Origin of the sequence: Azospirillum sp. RU38E, from assembly GCF_900188385.1 — a bacterium.
GTDB lineage: Bacteria > Pseudomonadota > Alphaproteobacteria > Azospirillales > Azospirillaceae > Niveispirillum.
In genome coordinates this window covers 98679-116899 of sequence record NZ_FZOI01000011.1, presented here as the reverse complement: position 1 = coordinate 116899, position 18221 = coordinate 98679, and the positions used below count along the sequence as shown (strand labels likewise).

The window sequence follows — 18221 nt, the reverse complement described above, 5'->3', positions numbered from 1 at the left end:
GGCCTTTCCCGAAACAAGGGTGCTACGCGTGCCCTGGCAACGATGCTGACCTGCCTTGCGCTGGGGCTGGCCGTTGCCAGCCCCGTCCGCGCGCTGAATGCAGACGATATTGCAACATATCGGCAAGCCTTCAAGGCCGCCGATCAGGGCAAGATTGAGGATGCCAAGCGCATCGCCAAGCGCGCCCGTGACGATCTGCCGGAAAAGGTGATCCATTGGCTGGACCTGACCCAGCCCAGCACCAGCGCGGACTGGAAGGAAATCACCAGCTTCATGCAGCGCAACCCGGACTGGCCCAATATGGCCGCCCTGCGTCGCAATGCCGAGGGGCGGATGCCGGCCGACCTCCCCTACCGCGAGGTACGCAGCTGGTTCGAGGCCAACCCGCCGCTGACCGGCATGGGTTTTGATCGCTATGTCGCCGCCTTGATGGAAACGGGCTCCAGCGACAAGGCCATCGCCCTGGTGCGCAAACGCTATGTTGAAGGTGGTTTCGGATCGGTGGAGGAGCGGGATTTCCGTCAGCGTTACAATGGCCTGCTGCGCCCGGCCGACCATGCCGCCCGGCTGGATCGGCTGATCTGGGACGGCAATTATGATGTGGCGGCCCGGGTGATGCCCATCGTTTCCCCCGGCCAGCGCGCCGTGGCAGAGGCGCGGATGGCGCTGGCCAACATGTCCCCCGGTGCGGAGGGCGCCCTGCGGCGCGTCCCCGCGGCGGAACAGGATGATCCCGGCCTGATCTATGACCGCACCAAATGGCGCCGCCGCAAGGATATGGATGAGGCGGCGCTGGAACTGCTGGCCAAACCGCCGGCGGAGGCCGAGCATGGTAATGAATGGTGGGTGGAACGGCACATCCTGGCCCGCCGCCTGATCGAACAAGGCAAGTTTGCCCGTGCCTATGATCTGGTGGCCGCCCACAAGGCCAAGGACGGGCTGGCCTTTGCCCAGGCGGAATTCCTGGCCGGCTGGCTGGCGCTCCGCCAGTTGAACCGGCCGGAGGAAGCGCAGAAACATTTCGAAAGCCTGTTCCGCGGCACCACATCGCCCATCAGCAAATCGCGCGGCGCCTATTGGGCCGGCCGCGCTGTGGAGGCGCTGGGGAACAAGGAGCTGGCGCGTACCTGGTACGATGCCGCCATGTCCTATTCCGGCACCTTCTATGGGTTGCTGGCGGCGGACAAGCTGGGCTTGCCGGCGGGCAGCGCCCTGCCCGCCCCCATCAAGGTGCCGGCCGATCTGCACAAGGCCTTCCACAAGCTGGAACTGGTCCGTGTGGTGCAGGCCCTGGCCCGCATTGAAGGGGCGGAAAGCGACCGCGTCACCCTGTTCCTGCGCAAGATGGCCGCCGACGCCAAGACGGCGGAAACCTATGAATTGGTGGGCAACCTGGCGCTGGAGATCGGGCGGCCGGACCTGGGGGTCACCACCTCCCGTACCGCTTTGCAGGATGGATTCGTCTTGGCCGATGCCGGCTATCCGTTACTGCCGCATAAGTTGAACCCACGGCCGGAGGCAGGGCTGGTGCATGGCATCATCCGGCAGGAAAGCAATTTCAACCGGTTGGCCATCAGCAGCGCCGGCGCGCGCGGCCTGATGCAGGTGATGCCGCCCACTGCCAAGGCCGTGGCCAAACAGCAGGGGCTGCGCCACAGCGACGATAAGCTGACGGCAGAGCCCAAGCATAATGTCGCCATCGGCAGCGCCTATCTGCAGGAATTGCTGGACCGGTTCGGCGGTTCCTATGTACTGGCCATCGCCGCCTATAATGCCGGGCCGGGCCGGGTTTCCGGCTGGTTGAACACCTATGGCGATCCGCGCGGCCCCAAGGTGGATATGGTGGACTGGATTGAGACCATGCCCATCTATGAAACACGCAATTATGTGCAGCGGGTGCTGGAAAATCTGCACCTCTACCGGGCACGCCTGGGCCTGCCCCCCATCTCCATGACCAATGATCTGGCGCGCGCCGGCGGCGGCCAGGGGTGATGGTCGCCGCCGTGATGCGACTTAAGGGGGAAAAAAATGTCCTCCGCAGCCTGAAGTCGCAAAAGGGGGAACCTGCGCCGGCCGCCACGAACAAAATGGCCGGCCGGTTGGTTCCCCACAACTTTCGGACTAACCCCAAAAACCGTCTCCGCGCCCAGACCGGCGATTTCCTAATCAAGCCATTGAAAAATAACATATATTTCTTATACAGTCGAAAAGGCGGCGCAAAAGAATAGATTGGCGGCAGCCCGCACTTTACCGATCATTAAGACCGCTATCGCACGATTGGTGCGCACAGACCTCGCGGATGAGGGACTGGAAAAGCAAGGGGCGCGGGCATGATCGCTGGCAAAATGGAACAAGAGGTTCGTCTGGCTGCAACGACCCATGCCCGGTTGCTGGATCACTTCATCCAGCTGACAGAAGAGGAAGCACAAAAACACAGCGATGGCTTCACTGCGGAAAGCCTTCAGGAATTGCTGCTTGTATTGCGGGCGGAGCGCCGCACCTATGGTGTGGCGAGTGGAGTCGTGGAAGTTATGTTCCCATCCATCGGCAATGCCGCCTGACAAGGCCCTTGTCAGCACCTGACCGCCCTGCGGAACGGGGGTTGAACGATGATCGCAACCGGCGAAACACAGCCTTGGGGCGATTCCCGGCGGTAATTCGCCGCAATCTGTTCGCCGGGGTCGACAGTTCGTGAAAATATGTTACAAACGTGGTTAACAGTTTAAAGGCGGGAGATTCGCTGGCATGATACGCCTTATCTGATTCTTCTCGTTTTTGGCACTGGTGAATATAAGAGAGCTAATTGGAAGCGCGTTTTAATAATGTTACTGGGAACTAACCATGGTTGAGTTAGTTCGGTACTTTTTCGGTTTTTCGGAGGCGACTTCCTATCCGTTGGTGAATCTCATACGAGTTGTGGACATATCAGGTGAAATGTTCGATATTGACCTACGATGGTATGTTGGCATAAGTGATTTCTGCCATTTGGTGACCAATGCCTCGGTTCCCCTTAAATGCGGGGAGCGGTCGGCTGGAGAGACAGGCCGTTATTTTCAACATCTACTGTTCTTCGGGCTTTGCCCTGGAACAGGCGATGTTTTGACAAACGTGTGACTGTTCATTGTTGCACCCGTCGCGCAAGCGGCGGGTGAATCCATAGGGCAGAATTGCGATGACGCGGGACGAGGGGGTTAGGAAGGGCAATGCCGAGACGGAGTAAGAATGCGGCCGTGGCCGCGATGGAAACGGTGATCGAAAACCATGTGGCCGGCCGCATTCGCCTGCGGCGTGGCCTTTTGGGGATGAGCCAGTCTGATCTGGCCAAGGCCTTGGGCATCACCTTCCAGCAGGTGCAGAAATATGAACGCGGTTCCAACCGCGTTTCCGTTGGCAAGCTCTATCGGCTGGCCGATATTCTGGACGTGCCGCTGACCTTCTTCTTTGACGGTCTGGATGTGCCGGACATGCGTCGGCCGCCGGAAACCTTTGCCGCCACGGCGGAAGGTTCCTCCCCCATCCTGTCGCGGCGCGAGCTGGATTTGCTGCGCGCCTGGAAGACGGCACCGGAAGAAATCGCCGATGCCGTGGGCTCGCTGCTGCGCGCCATCTCCCCCAATGCCGGTTATGATGAGGAGGCGGTTGCCGCCGCCCGTGCCGCCGCCAGCCAGCAGGTGACCAGTCCGGTTGCCGCCCCGGCCCCGGCCGCCGCCCCGGTGGAAGAGCTGCCGGCCCCGCGCCGTCGCGGCCCGGTCCCCGGTTCCAAGCGCGCCAGCACTGCCGCCACCCGGACCGCCGCCGCCGCCAGCAAGGTCACCGACGGCCGCCGCCGCCGGGGTGCCGTGTGGGATCCGGCGGATATCCGCGATTACAGCGGGGAAAAGGAGTAAGCGCCCCATCACCCCGGTGATGGGCGTATTGCTTGTTCCCCCGTCCAGGGCCGGGCGCTGTTTCCCCATAAGGGAGACAGCGCCCGGCCCTTTTTATTGGCCTACGGTCGGGTGCATCCACAAAATGCCGGTCGGCCGGATCAGGGGGCTGGACAAGCGAAGAAGCCTGATCAATGATCGCGCCACGGGAGCCTGCCGCCGGCCTTGACGCGAGCGGCTCCGTACCCGCCAAATCCCCGGACCCGCTCGCAGAGAGGCAAGGGGTTGAAAAGGCTGGTATTCTTGGACATGGTGAACCTTATCCACAGCCTTTTCATAGGCCCGCCTGCTCCTTCCGAGGGACCCGCTCGCAAACAGACGGAATTTCTGTTAGCGTAGGATGGGTTCCAAGGTAGGGACTTTCCCCGGCTGAAAAGCCGGGGCCTCATTGAAGCAACGCCGTGGTGTTGAACGATGCCTGGATGGTCCGCCCTTTCCCCGGCTGAAAAGCCGGGGCCTCATTGAAGCGCGACGGTTCTTGCCACTGCAATTCCCAGCCATAGGGACTTTCCCCGGCTGAAAAGCCGGGGCCTCATTGAAGCTGGCCGATCTGCGCTTGTGTGCTATTGAGAGCATGGATTTCCTTTCCCCGGCTGAAAAGCCGGGGCCTCATTGAAGCATTGCCGGCCGCCGAATATTGATACTCGGGGCCTGTGTTACTTTCCCCGGCTGAAAAGCCGGGGCCTCATTGAAGCTCCCATGAATAGTGGTCTATCCGTTCTTACGGATACGGAATGGCTTTCCCCGGCTGAAAAGCCGGGGCCTCATTGAAGCTCGCACTGTTCTTCCCCGGTTTGATCCGCATCCATCATCTTTCCCCGGCTGAAAAGCCGGGGCCTCATTAAATCCACTTCCCCTCACTCCCGGGGTTTCAGCATGTCGGTATAGCGGATCAGGTCGGCCAGGGTGGCGGCCTGCATCTTCTTCATCACCTGGGCGCGGCGGACCTTCACGGTGATCTCGCTGACATTCAGCCGGGCGGCGATCTGCTTGTTCAACAGGCCGGTGACCACCAGGGCCAGCACATCGCGTTCGCCCTCATTCAGCGTAGCGTGACGGCGGCGCAGCTCGTCTGCCACGGCATCGGCCTGCCGCTGGGTGCGGTCCAGGGCGATGGCTTTCTGGATGGCATCCAGCAAATCCTGTTCGCGGAAGGGCTTGGTGAGGAACTCCACCGCCCCCGCCTTCATCGCCTGCACCGACATCGGAATATCACCATGGCCGGTGATGAAGATGATGGGCAGGCGGAGGCCGCGCCGGGCCATTTCCGCCTGCAGTTCCAGCCCGCTCATCCCCGGCATCCGTACATCCAGCACCAGACATCCCGGTGCCTCCACCGGTTCGGCCCGCAGAAATTCCGCCGCCGAGGCGAACAGCCGGGCCGGCAACCCGACAGAGGCCAGCAGATCCTCCAGGGAATCCCGTACCGAACGGTCATCCTCCACAACATGGATCAGGGGCTGGTCGGCGGGGCTGGTGGCGGTCATGGAATGTCGGTCCGGCTGGTCGGCAGCGTAAAATGGAAGCTGGCCCCGCCCTCTTCATTGGCAGTCGCCCAAACTTTGCCGCCATGGGTTTCGACAATGGAACGGGTGACGGCCAGCCCGATCCCCATACCATCGGGCTTGGTGGTGTGGAAGGCATCGAACAGTTTTTCCACATTATCGGTCGCCAGACCCACACCATTATCCTCTACGCTGAACAGCGCCCGCCCGCCCTCTGCCACCCCGATGGTGATGCGCAGGGTGCGCTCGGCCGGCGGGGTGGTGCCCATGGCTTCCACCGCGTTCAGGATCAGGTTCAGCAAGACCTGCTGAACCTGCACCTTGTCGGCCAGGACCGGCGGCATCCCTTCCATATTGTCGATGGACAGGCTGACCTGATTGCGGGCCAGTTCATCGCGGATCAGGGCGATGATCTCCTCCACCGTATCCAACGCGTTCAGCCATTCCCGATGCGGCGGCACGGGGCGGGCCAGGCTGCGCACCCGCGCGATGACGGAGGCCGCCCGTTCGGCATCGCTGACAACGCGGGCCAGGGCCTGGCGGGCCTTGTCCAGGTTGGGCGGCTGGGCCTCCAGCCAGCGCAGACCGGCATTGCCGCTATTGGCAATGGCGGCCAGGGGCTGGTTGACCTCATGCGCGATGGAGGCGGTCAGCTCGCCCAGCATGTTCACCCGCGCCACCCGCGCCAGCTGTTCCCGCGCGGCGATCCCGGCCAGGATGGCCGGTCGGATACGCAGCACCAGCACGGTGGCGGCAATGACGGCGATGACGCTGATGGCACGGTTGATGGGCCCGGCGGCCGGGTCGCCGCCGGTGGTCAGTTCATAACTGGTCAGCAGCAGCCCCAGGCAGAGGCTGGAAAGCAGCAGGATGGCGCGGGCCGGCAGAAAGCTGGCCGCCACCAGGGGCACCGCGACATAGAGCACGCCGATGGCAATTTCCAGATCGGTCAGCGTGTCGGCAATGAACAGGCCGGCCATAAAGGCAAACAAGCCCGCCAGCCGCAGCGCCTTGCCGGTGGGGCTGACCGGCTGCGGATCATGCGTGGCTATCTCCATGCCGGTTCCCCCTGCTGCCCTGCCTCTCCCTTTACCCCAAACCCCGCCACCGCCGCCACCGCTGTTCAAATCCGCCATGTCAGGCCGATGGTGTTGGTGCGGGCGGTGCTGCCATCGGTGCGCCAGCCGGTCAGCAGGTCGATATCGATGACGCCGCCGCCCGGCGTCCAGCGCAGGCCCATCTGTGCGCCCGGCCGGCCACCGCCACGGGCAAAACCCTCCACCATCAAGGAGACATCATGGCCCAGGTCATGTTCGACCTGGGCACCGATGAAGCCGGCCGTCTGTAGCTTGCCGGATCGGTTGTAAAGCCAGCCGCCATTAAGATTGATCCGCCAACCCTCTGCCGGTTGCAGTGACAAGGGCAGCAGCAGCGCTGCCGTATCCAGCCGGTCGTTCCGGTCACTCCAGACGGCATTGCCGGACAGCGCAATGCCCAGCCCCGTCTCCACCGGGCGCAGGTTCAGTTTCAGGGTCGGCCCGAAACTGGTGTCAGAAGAGGTGCCACCCTGGTGCTGAAGGCTGGCCCCCAGTTCCAGCCGGGGCAGGCCGGCAAAGGTGCAGGCGGGGCTGAGATTGAGAAGGTCCGTCCCCTGCGGATTGCTGGCCAGCCAGCTTTCCAGATGGCAATGGCCGGGTGTTTCGACCGACGCATCATCAATGATATGGGCCCCGCCCGCCGCCCAGGCGGCGGGAGTGGAAAAGGGCAGCAGCAGCAAGGCCGCCAGGATGGGTTTGATCCGACGGGTCATGGCCGGGCACTCCGGACAGCAGGCAGCAACGCCGCCCCTGCTGAGGGGCAGCGCCTGCCGGGTCGATGGAAAGGGAAAGGAGGGGGAACCATCACACCGGATTATCCAGGCTGAACAGGTCCGCCCCTTCATCATAGGCGTAGAGTTCGGCGTAGCGGCCCCATTGGGTGACCGTGCGCAATGTATCCTCCGCCCGATCTTCCGACATGTAATCCTCCAACTCGTCGCGGAAGCGGCGGCCGGGGGCATGGTGGGAAGGGCGATCATCCAGCACGCGCCGGATATGCGCTGCCAGCGGCACATAGTTCAGCAGATGCTGGCCGAAAAGCTGCTTGCGCGTATCGACATCGGCTGTGGCATAGCGCCGGGCCGCCGGCAGCAGCCGCAGGTCACGCCCTTCCAGTTCGGCAAAGCGCAGCAATTGCAGCAGCTCGGCAATCTCGAAAATCTCGTCATTCTTGAAATGCAGGCTGTTGGCCAGCCCCGGCAGATCGGCCTTGCCATCATAGGGGGCTTCATGCACCGCCTCGATCAGGCCGGCCAGCGTGTTGGTGGACATGCGGGGCAGGGCCATGCCGATGCCGGTGCCGGGGAACAGCCCCTCGCGCGGCTGTACCGGGTTGGTCCGGCTGGTCATGCGGGCATAGATATCTTCCACCAGCGCCCGGAAGGCGGGATCCTGGCGGCTGCGCGGCTGGGGCAGGCTGACCTTGATCTCCCCCAGCACCCGGCCGGGATTGGAGGAGAAGATCAGGATGCGGTCGCACATCAGCACCGCTTCCTCGATATTGTGGGTGACCATCAGGATGGATTTGATCGGCATCCGGCCTTCCGACCACAGGTCCAGCAGGTCGGTGCGCAGCGTTTCAGCCGTCAGCACATCCAGGGCGGAAAAGGGTTCATCCATCAGCAGCAGGTCGGGATTGACCACCAGCGCGCGGGCCAGCCCGACGCGCTGGCGCATCCCGCCCGATAATTCCTTGGGATAGGCGCTTTCAAACCCGTCCAGCCCGATCAGGTCGATGGCGGCCAGCGCCCGCTTGCGCCGTTCGGCCACAGGCACCTGCCGGGCCTCCAGCCCGACCTCAACATTTTCCAGCACGGTCAGCCAGGGGAACAGGGCAAAGCTCTGGAACACCATGCTGACGACGGTATCCGCCCCATCGGCACCGGGGGGGAAGCTGACGCTGCCGGCGGTCGGCCGGATCAGCCCGGCGATGGAGCGCAGCAGGGTGGATTTGCCGGAACCCGACCGGCCCAGCAGCCCGACCACCTCGCCCTCGTACAGGGTGAGGTCGACATGATCCAGCACGGTCAGGCCGCTGCCGCCCTTGCCATAGACATGCCGGACGTCACGCACCTCGACAAGGGGGGCCGCCTGGCGGACGATTTCCTGAATGTAGGCCATGTTCTTGCCTCCTCAATCAAGGCGCAGACGACGTTCGGCGAACCCATAGAGCGGCCGCCAGAGGATGCGGTTGAAGGCGATGACGAACAGCGACATCACGGCGATGCCCAACGCCACGCGCGGATAATCCCCGGCCTGGGTGGCATTGGCGATATAGGCGCCAAGCCCGGTGGCCTGCAGATGCCGGTCGCCCCAGGAGACGACTTCCGTGACGATGCTGGCGTTCCACGACCCGCCGGAGGCCGTCAGGGCGCCGGTGACGTAATAGGGGAAGACACCGGGCAGGGCGACCTGTCGCCACCATTGCCAGCGGCGGATGCCGAAAATATGCGACGCCTCCCGCAGGTCGGTCGGCAGGGCGCTGGCCCCGGCGATGACATTGAACAGGATATACCATTGCGTGCCCAGCACCATCAGCGGTGACAGCCAGATATCCGGGTTCAGGTGCAGCCCGGCGATGATCACCACCGCGAAGGGGAACAGCACATTGGCCGGAAAGGCCGCCAGGAACTGGGCCAGCGGCTGCAACCGTTCCGCCCAGGCCGGGCGCAGGCCGATCCAGACGCCGATCGGCACCCAGATCAGGCTGGCCAGGGCGATCAGCACCACCACCCGCAGCATGGTGGCCATCCCCAGCCCGAAGGTGGCCAGAACGTCCGCTAGGCTGAGTTCGGTCATGATGAAACGGGCAATCTGGATGCTGGCGGCCAGACAGCCCAGCAGCACCAGCCCGCCCCACAGCCGGTTCAGCAGGGGCGAAGGGTCGCGCTCGGCCACGGCGCAGCGCGGTCCCCTGGCCGGCCGGCGTTCCAGCAGGGCCATGGCCCCATCCAGCCAGCCCAGCGGGGCCAGCAGCAACCGCATGATCCGGGTGCGCCGCACCAGATCATACAGCCAGGAGCTTGGCCGCTGCTGCGAGGCCGTCTGTTCGAAACGGAACTTGTCGGCCCAGGCGACGATGGGCCGGAAGAACAGCTGATCATAGAGCATGATCACCACGGCCATGCCGCCCACGGCCCAGGCGATGGCCAGCATGTTCTTCTGGGCAATGGCCAGGGCCAGCCAGGAGCCGATGCCGGGCAGGGTCACCGTGGTATCGCCGACGCTGATCGCCTCCGACGCCACCACGAAGAACCAGCCGCCCGACATGGACATCATCATGTTCCAGACCAGCCCCGGCATGGCAAAGGGCAGTTCCAGCCGCAGAAAGCGCCGCCAGGGGGAGAAACCGAACTGCCACGTCACCTCTTCCAGATCATGGGGCAGGGTGCGCAGCGACTGATAGAAGCTGAAGGCCATGTTCCAGGCCTGGCTGGTGAAGATGGCGAAGATCGCCGCGCATTCCACGCCCAGCTGCCGGCCCGGAAACAACCCCATGAAGAAGGTGACGGTGAAGGTGAGAAAGCCCAGCACCGGCACCGATTGCAGAATATCCAGCGCCGGGACGATGATCAGTTCCGCCTTGCGGCTTTTGGCGGCCAGGGTGGCAATGGTGAAGGTGAAAAGCAGCGACACGGCCAGGGCCGCGAACATGCGCAGCACCGTGCGCAGGGCATAGGCCGGCAATTGCCAGGGGTCGAGCGTCAGCGGCACCTGATCCAGGGCCGCCAGCGGCTGCCCCATCTGCCGGACACCCTGCACGACCAGCAGCGCAATCACGGCCAGCAGCAGGAAGGCAACGATATCGGCCCAATAGGGAATGGCACCGGGGCGGGCCACCTGCAGCACAGGCTGCGCCCGCTTCCCGTCAGGGGAAAGAAAGATCATGGTTACCTCCGGGGCGGTCCGCCGGGTGGCAACCAGGGCCACGCTTACGCGGCCTGCCGCCATCCCCGCGGGATGCCTGTTCTGTCTCCGGGTCGACTGTCGCTGGACATGCGGGCGGTGTTCCCTTGTTCACCGGAACCGTGCATCACGGGACCGGCGCTGAGGTGATTGATACGCCCTGTGGCGGCACGGGGCGAGGCTGCACAGGGTTACTTTCAGAGGCATGGCGTATCGCCCGTCTATACCAAAGTATATCCGGTCGCCGGCACCATGCGGACATGCCAAAGCCTGCGACAGGGAGCCCTGTCGCAGGCTTTAAATGTACTTGTTTTGACCCTCGAACTTAAACCACCCGATGCACCTGGATCAGCCGGTCATTCTCCCCGGGCCGGGCGGGACGGACGAACTGTTTGGGCATGTCATTGTCGGCCAGCAGGGTGGCGATGAACAAGGACTTGTTCAACCAGTCATGCTTTCCCTCCGCCACGGTGAAGCTGGGGCTTAACCGATAGCGATATTGCTGGCCGGGGATGGGCGTATAGGCGATGCCGATATTATGGATGATGATGATGCTGCCATCATCCTCCCGCAGGCGATAGAAGGCATCCACCACCTCCACCCCATCGGGGCGGATGACGGGGAAATCGGCACCGCCCGGCACCACTTTGCCCTTCAGGCGCGGCCCTTCGAACCAGCCGCCGATGATGGGCCAGAACTCCGCCCGCCCGCCATCCTTGGCCTTGACCGCCGCCCCCGCCGCCGTACCCGGAACCATCGGTTCCGGGTCGGAACAGGTGACGAAAAGGTTCATCACCAGTTCCGTGCGGACCGGATCATAATCCTCCAGCGGCTTTGCGGCCGACCCGCTGCTTGCCGCCGCCGCATGGGCAACGGCAGGCAGCAGTCCGGAAAGGGCGAACATTCCACCGGCCCCGATCAGACCACGACGCGACAGAACCTGTGACATGCTGCGATCCCCCTATCACCACTTCTTGCTGATGCTGATGCCATAGCTGAACGGACGGCCATACACGCGGTAATAGCTGCCCAACCCATCATTATTGGCGTCTGTCAGATAGCTTTTATTGGTGAGGTTGCGGCCCCACAGTGCCGTCGTCCAGCCGGCATCATTGGAAGACAGGCTGATCCGGCCATTCAACAGCCCATAACCGTCCAGGTTGCGCAGGGCGGCATCCACCGGATTCTGCATCACGATGCGGTTGCTGCGGAAATTATAGTCCAGCGAGATGCCCGCCATCAGGTCGCTGGTCAGCTCCCAATCATAGGAGGCAGCGATATTGCCGCTCCAGCGCGGGGAGAAGTCAATCCGGCGATCCTTCCAGTTCAGCGGCTGGCTGTTGAAGGAGAAAATCTGCTTGTCGCTGTCGGTGACCTTGGCCTCCATATAACCAATGGAGCCCTGCAACGTCAGACCGGGGAACGGCTTCAACACGGTTTCAAGCTCGACGCCATCATGGCGGGCCTTGCCCACATTGGTCAGGCGGAAGATGAACTGGCCGGGCGTCAACACGCTGGGCAGCGTGGTCAGGGCCTGCAAATCCTTATGGTCATAATGGAAGGCGGTCAGGTTCAGCATCAGCCGGTTTTCCAGCCAGGTGCTCTTCAGGCCCGCCTCATAAGACCAGACGATTTCTTCCTTATAGGGGCTGACATCGGCCGGTTCCTGCGGGAAGCCGCCGAACACACCACCGGATTTATAGCCACGGGCAATGGCGGCATAGGCCATTACCGACTTGTCGAACTTGTAATCTGCCGAGACCTTGCCCGACCAATGGTCCTTCAGCTTGGCGGTAGAATTCAGGTTGCGCAGCAGGAAGACATTATCCTGCGGGAAATAAAAGCTGCCGTCGCGATAGCGCGTCTCTTCATCAGAATAGCGCAGGGAAGCGGACAGGTTCAGCTGATCATTGACCGCGTAATCCACCTGCCCATACAGGGCAGCATAGTCCGTTTCCTGCCGGTAGCGCACATTGACGAACGCATTTTCCTGGCGCACGCCCAGCGGTGCGAAGGAAAGGCCGACAATGGCGACATTGTCGCGCAGGTCGGCAATGCGGTGGCCCTTGTAGCTGTTAAAGGAATAGATCGCACCAGCCAGCCACTTCAACGGCCCGTCATCGGTGGAGGTAAGGCGGAGTTCCTGCGACATCTGCCGGATGGTGGCGGTGTCATTCTGGTCAACCAACCGCAGGTTGGTGGCATCATAATCGAAAAGCTGCTGGAAACCGAAACGGCTGACCCCGGTGATGGAGCTGAGCTTCACACTATCAAAATCATAATCCAGCGACAGGGTGCCGCCCCATTCGTGATTATCCAGCTTGTTTCCGGGAGAGGAGATGACACGCTTGCCATCCTCCGACACCAGGCTGGTCGACAGGGCGCCCTTGCCACCGGTGATGATATTGTTGAACTGGGCAAAGTTCAGGCAGTTTTTATTATCCACACGGCCAGCCAGCACGGGCGCGCAGAAATTCCCGTTGGCATCATAGGCGGCGGTCGCCGACGCCAGGGTGGTTTCCGACTGGTCGCGGTTGGCGAACAGTTTCAACACACCGGTCAAACGCTCATTGGGCTGGAAAAGGGCCTGGATACGGCCGGACGTGCGGTCGGGCGCGCCATATTTGCCGCTGGCCGCCGGTGTGCGCTGCCAGCCGCTGCCACCTTCCTGGGTGGCGGCCACGCGCAGGGCGAAATTATCCGACACCGGCACCGATTGCGCCGCTTCCAGCCGATATTCATTCCAGCGGCCATAATCAGCGCTGAAATAGCCGTCGCTGGCCCCCAGTTCCGGCCGGCGCGACAAGATCTTCACCGCACCACCGGTGGTGTTGCGCCCATAAAGACCGCCCTGCGGCCCCTTCAATACTTCCACCCGCTCCAGGTCATACATGGTGCCGCCGCCCATGACGGAGGAGCTTTGGTAAATATCATCGATATAAATGGCGGTCGCCGGGTTGTTATTGGCATTGTAATCAAACAAGGCCACACCACGAATAACCCAGGTGGGGGCGCCGCCACCCTTGTCGGCCTGGATCTGCACGTTGGGGATCAGCGCCCCCACCTGATCCACCGTGACGGCGCCAGCATCCTTCAGCGTGTCACCCCGGAAGGCGCTGATCGCCACCGGCACATCCTGCAGGTTCTGGGCGCGGCGCTGTGCCGTCACCACAATTTCATCCAGGCCTGCCTCCTCGGCCAGGGCGGTGGCCGCCGGCAAGGCCAGCGCCACCAGTGAACAGCAAAGCCCGAGACCGGCCGTGAAAGGATGCTTCAGTGTCATCATGTTCTCCCTTGACCCTGACATGGGTCGGGCATGGGACGACCAGCGGCGTCACCGGCAAGGCGGCAGCAACCGGCATTGCCCAGCGCCGCAAAGGCGGGGCAATAGGCGCCGTCATGCGACAAAGGCAGCATCCGCCCCTGTCGTCCATCCATGTTACCGAACCCGTTGTGAAACGGACCCCCCGCCTGTCACCAGGCACCAAACCGGGAGGTCAAACCCTGTCCAAAATTTTTTGGTCGATTGACCATTTTTCGTCCCTTAGAGCGACTGATTTCCCTGTCGATGTCAAGCAGGTTTTTGAAAATTTTTGATATTCGCTATAACGTTCCGCCTCGCGAAACATAATATTGTTTATTATCAGTTACTTAAATTCCTACTTTGTTTGTGGTTTATCCTGAGAGCAGGCACAAATGTTCGCTGTAAACGCCCCAACCTTCCCACCGAAGCCTACCCGGCAGTCTGATCGGCGTCGGGTTTAGTCAGATGATCAAAATCGATTGACGCTATCTTGACCACGGCCTACGATCATGGTGGCGGGGTGTCACCATGCGCGAACCTTGGCCTTTCCATGGGTATGGTACCGTGCTGGCCCCGGTCAACACACGGACAATCCAGATTTTTCAGTCGGTTGCGGGAATTGTCGTGGCAGCGAAAACAAAAAGCGAAGTAACCAAGGACAGCATCATGGCCGCCGCCATCGCGGTGATCGCCAAGGAAGGGGTGCAGGGCGCCACCACGCGCAAGATCGCGGCCCAGGCGGGTATCAATCTGGGCTCGCTGCATTACCATTTCGAGGGTAAGGACGCGATGCTGCTCAGTGTGCTGAGCTATCTGATCGAAAGCTCCCGCACCGCCTTGACCAATTACTTCACCGAGACGGAGCCGCTGGCCGACCGGATCGAACATCTGATGGTGTTCATCCGGGGCGCGGTGGAACGCCATCCCGAACAGCAGATTGCCCTGTTCAACCTCACCCTCTACGCGCTCAGCACCTCGGGTTCCGAATGGCTGGCCAAGAAAAAATATGAGGAATATCTAGGGCTTTACCGCGATGCGCTGAATGATGCCAGCGATGTGCGTGACGGAACGCTGAAGCCCGATATCGAGGCGCTGGCCAATTTCATCTTCACCGGATTCGTCGGCATCCTGATGCAGTGGCTGGCCACGGCCAATGGTTTCCGCGCCCGCCAGGCCGTGCAGACGCTGGTGATGGCGGCCCGCAAAACCTTCCTGTAAAGGCCCGGCCGGGCCTGCGCCCATCAAGCCATTGCGTAAATTTGGTCATTTGATCAAAAATTTTCCGCACCCTGAAAGGCGATGCCAACCATTGGCATCGCCTTGTTTTTTTGGGGAAATTTCCCCGCGGCTATGGCAATCGCTGGCAGTGATTGCCTTGATTTGGTCGACACAAGGCCGGTTTCCCCGCATAATTCCGCTTGACAGCTGCGCGGTTATCTGGCGGCCTTAGGACATAATTTAGTCATCCGATCAAATACGGATGCGCGTACAGGGAAGGCTTGGGAATAAGGCCGTCAAGGCCGACCAGCCGGATATTTGGTTGAAACCGCGCGGGTGCCCTGCACCCGCCACCGTTTGCTGTTTTCCGCGCGGATGCCGCAAGGCATCGCCGAGGAACCCCTGGTTTGCGCCTTCACGGGCAGCAACGAGGGTATTCCCAGCGGGCCGGCGGCGGATACCGTCTGGGAGATGTTTCATGGAACCGCACTGCACCCCCCATTTTCCCCTCCATCACGACCGATGGCGGCCGCTTGGTCTTTAAAAACCAGCCCCAAGCCCGCCCTGCCCTGCCTGCCTGAAAGGCTGCCCCCCGTGATGGTTTCCGCCTCCCTCCCCTCCACCCACGCTACGGCCCGGCCCTTGGCCGCGGTTACAGCGTTCGGCTTTATCGGCCCGTTCATTTTCCTGGTTTCTCCGGTCATCGCCGGCCAGCTGGCGCTGCAATGGCAATGGCCGGCGGGTGATATCGGCCTGTTGATGGCGGCCGAGCTGGCCGGCGCCTCGCTGGTCACCTTTCCCGCCATCCTGCTGCTGCGCCGGCTGCCCTGGCGCCCGTTGACGCTGGGAACTGGCCTGATCTTCATCCTGATCTCCCTGGCAACAGCTTTTGTGGCGTTGGGCAGTGGGGCGCTGGGCTGGATGCTGGGGCTGAGTTTCCTGGGCGGGGCCGCTGGTGGCGTGCTGTCGGTGGTCAGCGTCATGGCCGCCAGCGCCTATGTCGCCCCGCATCGCGCCTTTGCCTGCTGGGCCGCCGGCCAGACAGTGAGTGCGGCACTGGGGCTGCTGCTGCTGCCGCTGCTGTTCAACATCACCGGGCTGGCCGGGCTGTATGGGGTGCTGGCGTTGATGACTGTGCTGGCCATGGCCACCCTGGGCGGGCTGCCCGACCATTGGCAGACGCCGCCGGCTGCACTGTCCAGTGGCCGCAGCGGTGCCGCCGGGTTGAGCCTGCTGGCCATCTTCGGCTATTTCACCGCCGTCAGCGGCGCCTGGGCCTTTGTCGGGGTGCCGGGGGCGGAGCTGGGATTGTCGGAACCGCAGATCGGCACGCTGACGGCGGTGGCCATGTTTACCGCCGTGGTCGGATCGGCCGCCGCCTCCATGGTGGAAAATGGCCCGCTGCGCACCCCCTCTACCCTGTCGGTTTTTGTGCTGCTGCTGCTCTGCCTGGGGCTGATCGCCCAAACTGGCAGCCTGCCGCTCTATATTGTCGCCGTCATCGCCTTTCAGCTCTGCTGGTCCTTTCTGGTGCCGATGCTGCTGGCCACGCTGGCCGATAATGACAGCAAGGGCAATCTGATGATCTTTTCCAACATGATCATCGGCGGCGGTGCCGCCCTGGGGCCACTGGTCAGCGGCTATGCCCTGGAACATAGCGGCCACTATGCCGATGTCGCCTTGCTGGGCGGTCTGCTGCTGCTGCTGACGGCGGCCAGCTTCCTGATCGCCCGCATCCGGGGCCGCCGCTGAGCCGCCACCCCCCATTGAATCTGCCACCCCATCGCCGGGAAACCAACCATGTCCTCGCCCCTTCACAGCTATATCGACGGACGCTGGCTGCTGCCGACGAACCCGACCATCATTGATGTGATCAATCCCGCCACCGCCCAGCCCTGCGCCAAGGTGGCACTGGCCGGCCCGGCAGAGGTGGATCAGGCCGTATCCGCCGCCCGGCGGGCTTTCCAGGGTTTCGCCAGCAGCACGCGGCAGGAACGCCTTGACCTGCTTTCCGCCATCCTGGCCGCCTATGGCGCGCGGATGGCAGATATCGGCGATGCCATTCGCCAGGAAATGGGGGCACCGCAGGGTTTTGCCCAGCAGGCGCAGGCCGGCATCGGTGCCGCCCATCTGGCCCAGACCATCGAGACGCTGCGCCATTTCAATTTTGAGGAAGAGCGCCCCAACCTGCGCATCGTGCGGGAGCCGATCGGCGTTGCCGGGTTGATCACCCCCTGGAACTGGCCGATGAACCAGATCATCTGCAAGGTGGCCCCTGCCCTGGCGGTCGGCTGCGCGGTGGTGCTGAAGCCCAGCGAGCTGGCCCCTTTGAGCGCCACCTTGTTTGCCGAGATCATGCATCAGGCCGGCGTGCCGGCGGGCCTGTTCAATCTGGTGCATGGCGACGGGCTGGGGGTTGGCCAGGCCATCGCCCGCCATCCTGGCATTGATATGGTGTCCTTCACCGGTTCCACCCGCGCCGGCATCGATGTGGCCCGGCTGGCGGCCGATACGGTAAAGCGCGTCTCCCAGGAACTGGGCGGCAAATCCGCCAATATCCTGCTGCCGGATGCTGATTTCCCGACCGCCGTCGCCGCCGGTGTGCGCCATTGCTTCTCCAACAGCGGCCAGTCCTGCAACGCCCCCACCCGGATGCTGGTACCGGAAGACCGTTATGCCGAGGTGGCAGAAATCGCCGCCGCCACGGCCAACGCCGTCAAGGTGGGTGACCCGCTGGACCCGACGACAGAGGTTGGCCCCGTCTCCAACGCCAACCAGTTCGCCAAGATCCGCCGGCTGATCCAGACCGGCATCGCCGAGGGGGCGGAACTGCTGGCCGGCGGGCCGGAAATGCCGGCTAGCCTGTCGCAGGGCTTCTATATCCGCCCCACCGTGTTCGGCCGGGTAACCCCCGCCATGACGGTCAGCCGGGAGGAGATATTCGGCCCCGTCCTGTCCATCCTGACCTATCGGGATGAGGAAGAGGCCATCGCCATGGCCAATGACACGGTCTATGGGCTGGCCGCCTATGTGCAATCGGGCGATCCGGCGCACGCGCTGGCTGTCGGCCGTCGCCTGCAGGCCGGTACCGTTTATCTCAACAACCCGGAATGGAGCCCGGCGGTCCCGTTCGGTGGCTACAAGCAATCGGGCAATGGCCGCGAATATGCGGAATTCGGTCTGGCCGAATTCCTGGAGATCAAGGGCATCGCCAGCCGCTGATCCTGAAGACCAAAACGCAGGACCAACCGGCACAAGAAATAGG

The 18221-nt window shown here is 62.8% G+C and carries 13 protein-coding genes and 1 CRISPR repeat array; of the genes, 6 read left to right on the top strand and 7 right to left on the bottom strand.

The window, feature by feature from the left end; translation table 11 throughout:
* Nucleotides 1-42 precede the first annotated feature (42 nt).
* The 3 genes from CHB97_RS17325 to CHB97_RS26850 all read left to right on the top strand — a co-directional run bounded on the left by CHB97_RS17325 (nt 43) and on the right by CHB97_RS26850 (nt 3887).
* Nucleotides 43-1992: a lytic transglycosylase domain-containing protein gene (locus CHB97_RS17325; RefSeq protein WP_244559582.1), complete on the top strand. Its 1950-nt coding sequence runs from the start codon at nt 43-45 to the stop codon at nt 1990-1992.
* Nucleotides 1993-2330: 338 nt separating this feature from the next.
* Complete coding sequence (locus CHB97_RS17315) at nt 2331-2561, top strand: hypothetical protein (protein WP_089289253.1); 231 nt, start codon at nt 2331-2333, stop codon at nt 2559-2561.
* A gap of 642 nt (nt 2562-3203) precedes the next feature.
* Complete coding sequence (locus tag CHB97_RS26850) at nt 3204-3887, top strand: helix-turn-helix domain-containing protein (protein WP_089289252.1); 684 nt, start codon at nt 3204-3206, stop codon at nt 3885-3887.
* A gap of 398 nt (nt 3888-4285) precedes the next feature.
* A CRISPR array of direct repeats spans nt 4286-4774; the repeat unit is 36 nt; unit sequence CTTTCCCCGGCTGAAAAGCCGGGGCCTCATTGAAGC.
* Between the two features lie 9 nt (nt 4775-4783).
* On the opposite strand, the gene CHB97_RS17305 is transcribed toward CHB97_RS26850, so the two are convergent.
* The 7 genes from CHB97_RS17305 to CHB97_RS17275 all read right to left on the bottom strand — a co-directional run bounded on the left by CHB97_RS17305 (nt 4784) and on the right by CHB97_RS17275 (nt 13720).
* A complete protein-coding gene (locus CHB97_RS17305; protein ID WP_089289251.1) occupies nt 4784-5413 on the bottom strand; it encodes a response regulator transcription factor in 630 nt (209 codons plus the stop codon).
* Nucleotides 5410-6489 (bottom strand): sensor histidine kinase, encoded by a 1080-nt coding sequence (locus CHB97_RS17300; RefSeq protein WP_160105976.1) that lies wholly within the window; start codon nt 6487-6489, stop codon nt 5410-5412. The genes CHB97_RS17305 and CHB97_RS17300 overlap by 4 nt, the downstream gene beginning before the upstream one ends.
* Before the next feature lie 65 nt (nt 6490-6554).
* The gene (locus CHB97_RS17295) at nt 6555-7241 is read right to left on the bottom strand and encodes a hypothetical protein (protein WP_089289249.1); all 687 of its coding nucleotides are present in this window, start codon (nt 7239-7241) and stop codon (nt 6555-6557) included.
* Between the two features lie 91 nt (nt 7242-7332).
* A complete protein-coding gene (locus CHB97_RS17290; protein ID WP_089289248.1) occupies nt 7333-8649 on the bottom strand; it encodes an AAA-associated domain-containing protein in 1317 nt (438 codons plus the stop codon).
* Between the two features lie 12 nt (nt 8650-8661).
* Entirely contained in the window at nt 8662-10416 is a 1755-nt protein-coding gene (locus tag CHB97_RS17285) for an ABC transporter permease subunit (protein ID WP_089289318.1), read from the bottom strand.
* A gap of 343 nt (nt 10417-10759) precedes the next feature.
* Complete coding sequence (locus CHB97_RS17280; RefSeq protein WP_089289247.1) at nt 10760-11383, bottom strand: DUF3237 domain-containing protein; 624 nt, start codon at nt 11381-11383, stop codon at nt 10760-10762.
* 15 nt (nt 11384-11398) lie between these two features.
* Nucleotides 11399-13720: a TonB-dependent receptor gene (locus CHB97_RS17275; RefSeq protein ID WP_160105974.1), complete on the bottom strand. Its 2322-nt coding sequence runs from the start codon at nt 13718-13720 to the stop codon at nt 11399-11401.
* 642 nt (nt 13721-14362) lie between these two features.
* Here CHB97_RS17275 and CHB97_RS17270 point away from each other — a divergent pair.
* From CHB97_RS17270 to CHB97_RS17260, 3 genes are all read left to right on the top strand, one after another.
* Nucleotides 14363-14956 (top strand): TetR/AcrR family transcriptional regulator, encoded by a 594-nt coding sequence (locus CHB97_RS17270; RefSeq protein ID WP_160105972.1) that lies wholly within the window; start codon nt 14363-14365, stop codon nt 14954-14956.
* A 597-nt stretch (nt 14957-15553) separates the two neighbouring features.
* A complete protein-coding gene (locus CHB97_RS17265; RefSeq protein ID WP_089289244.1) occupies nt 15554-16708 on the top strand; it encodes an MFS transporter in 1155 nt (384 codons plus the stop codon).
* A 48-nt stretch (nt 16709-16756) separates the two neighbouring features.
* On the top strand, nt 16757-18178 hold the full coding sequence (locus CHB97_RS17260) for an aldehyde dehydrogenase family protein (RefSeq protein ID WP_089289243.1): 1422 nt from the start codon (nt 16757-16759) through the stop codon (nt 18176-18178).
* Nucleotides 18179-18221 lie beyond the last annotated feature (43 nt).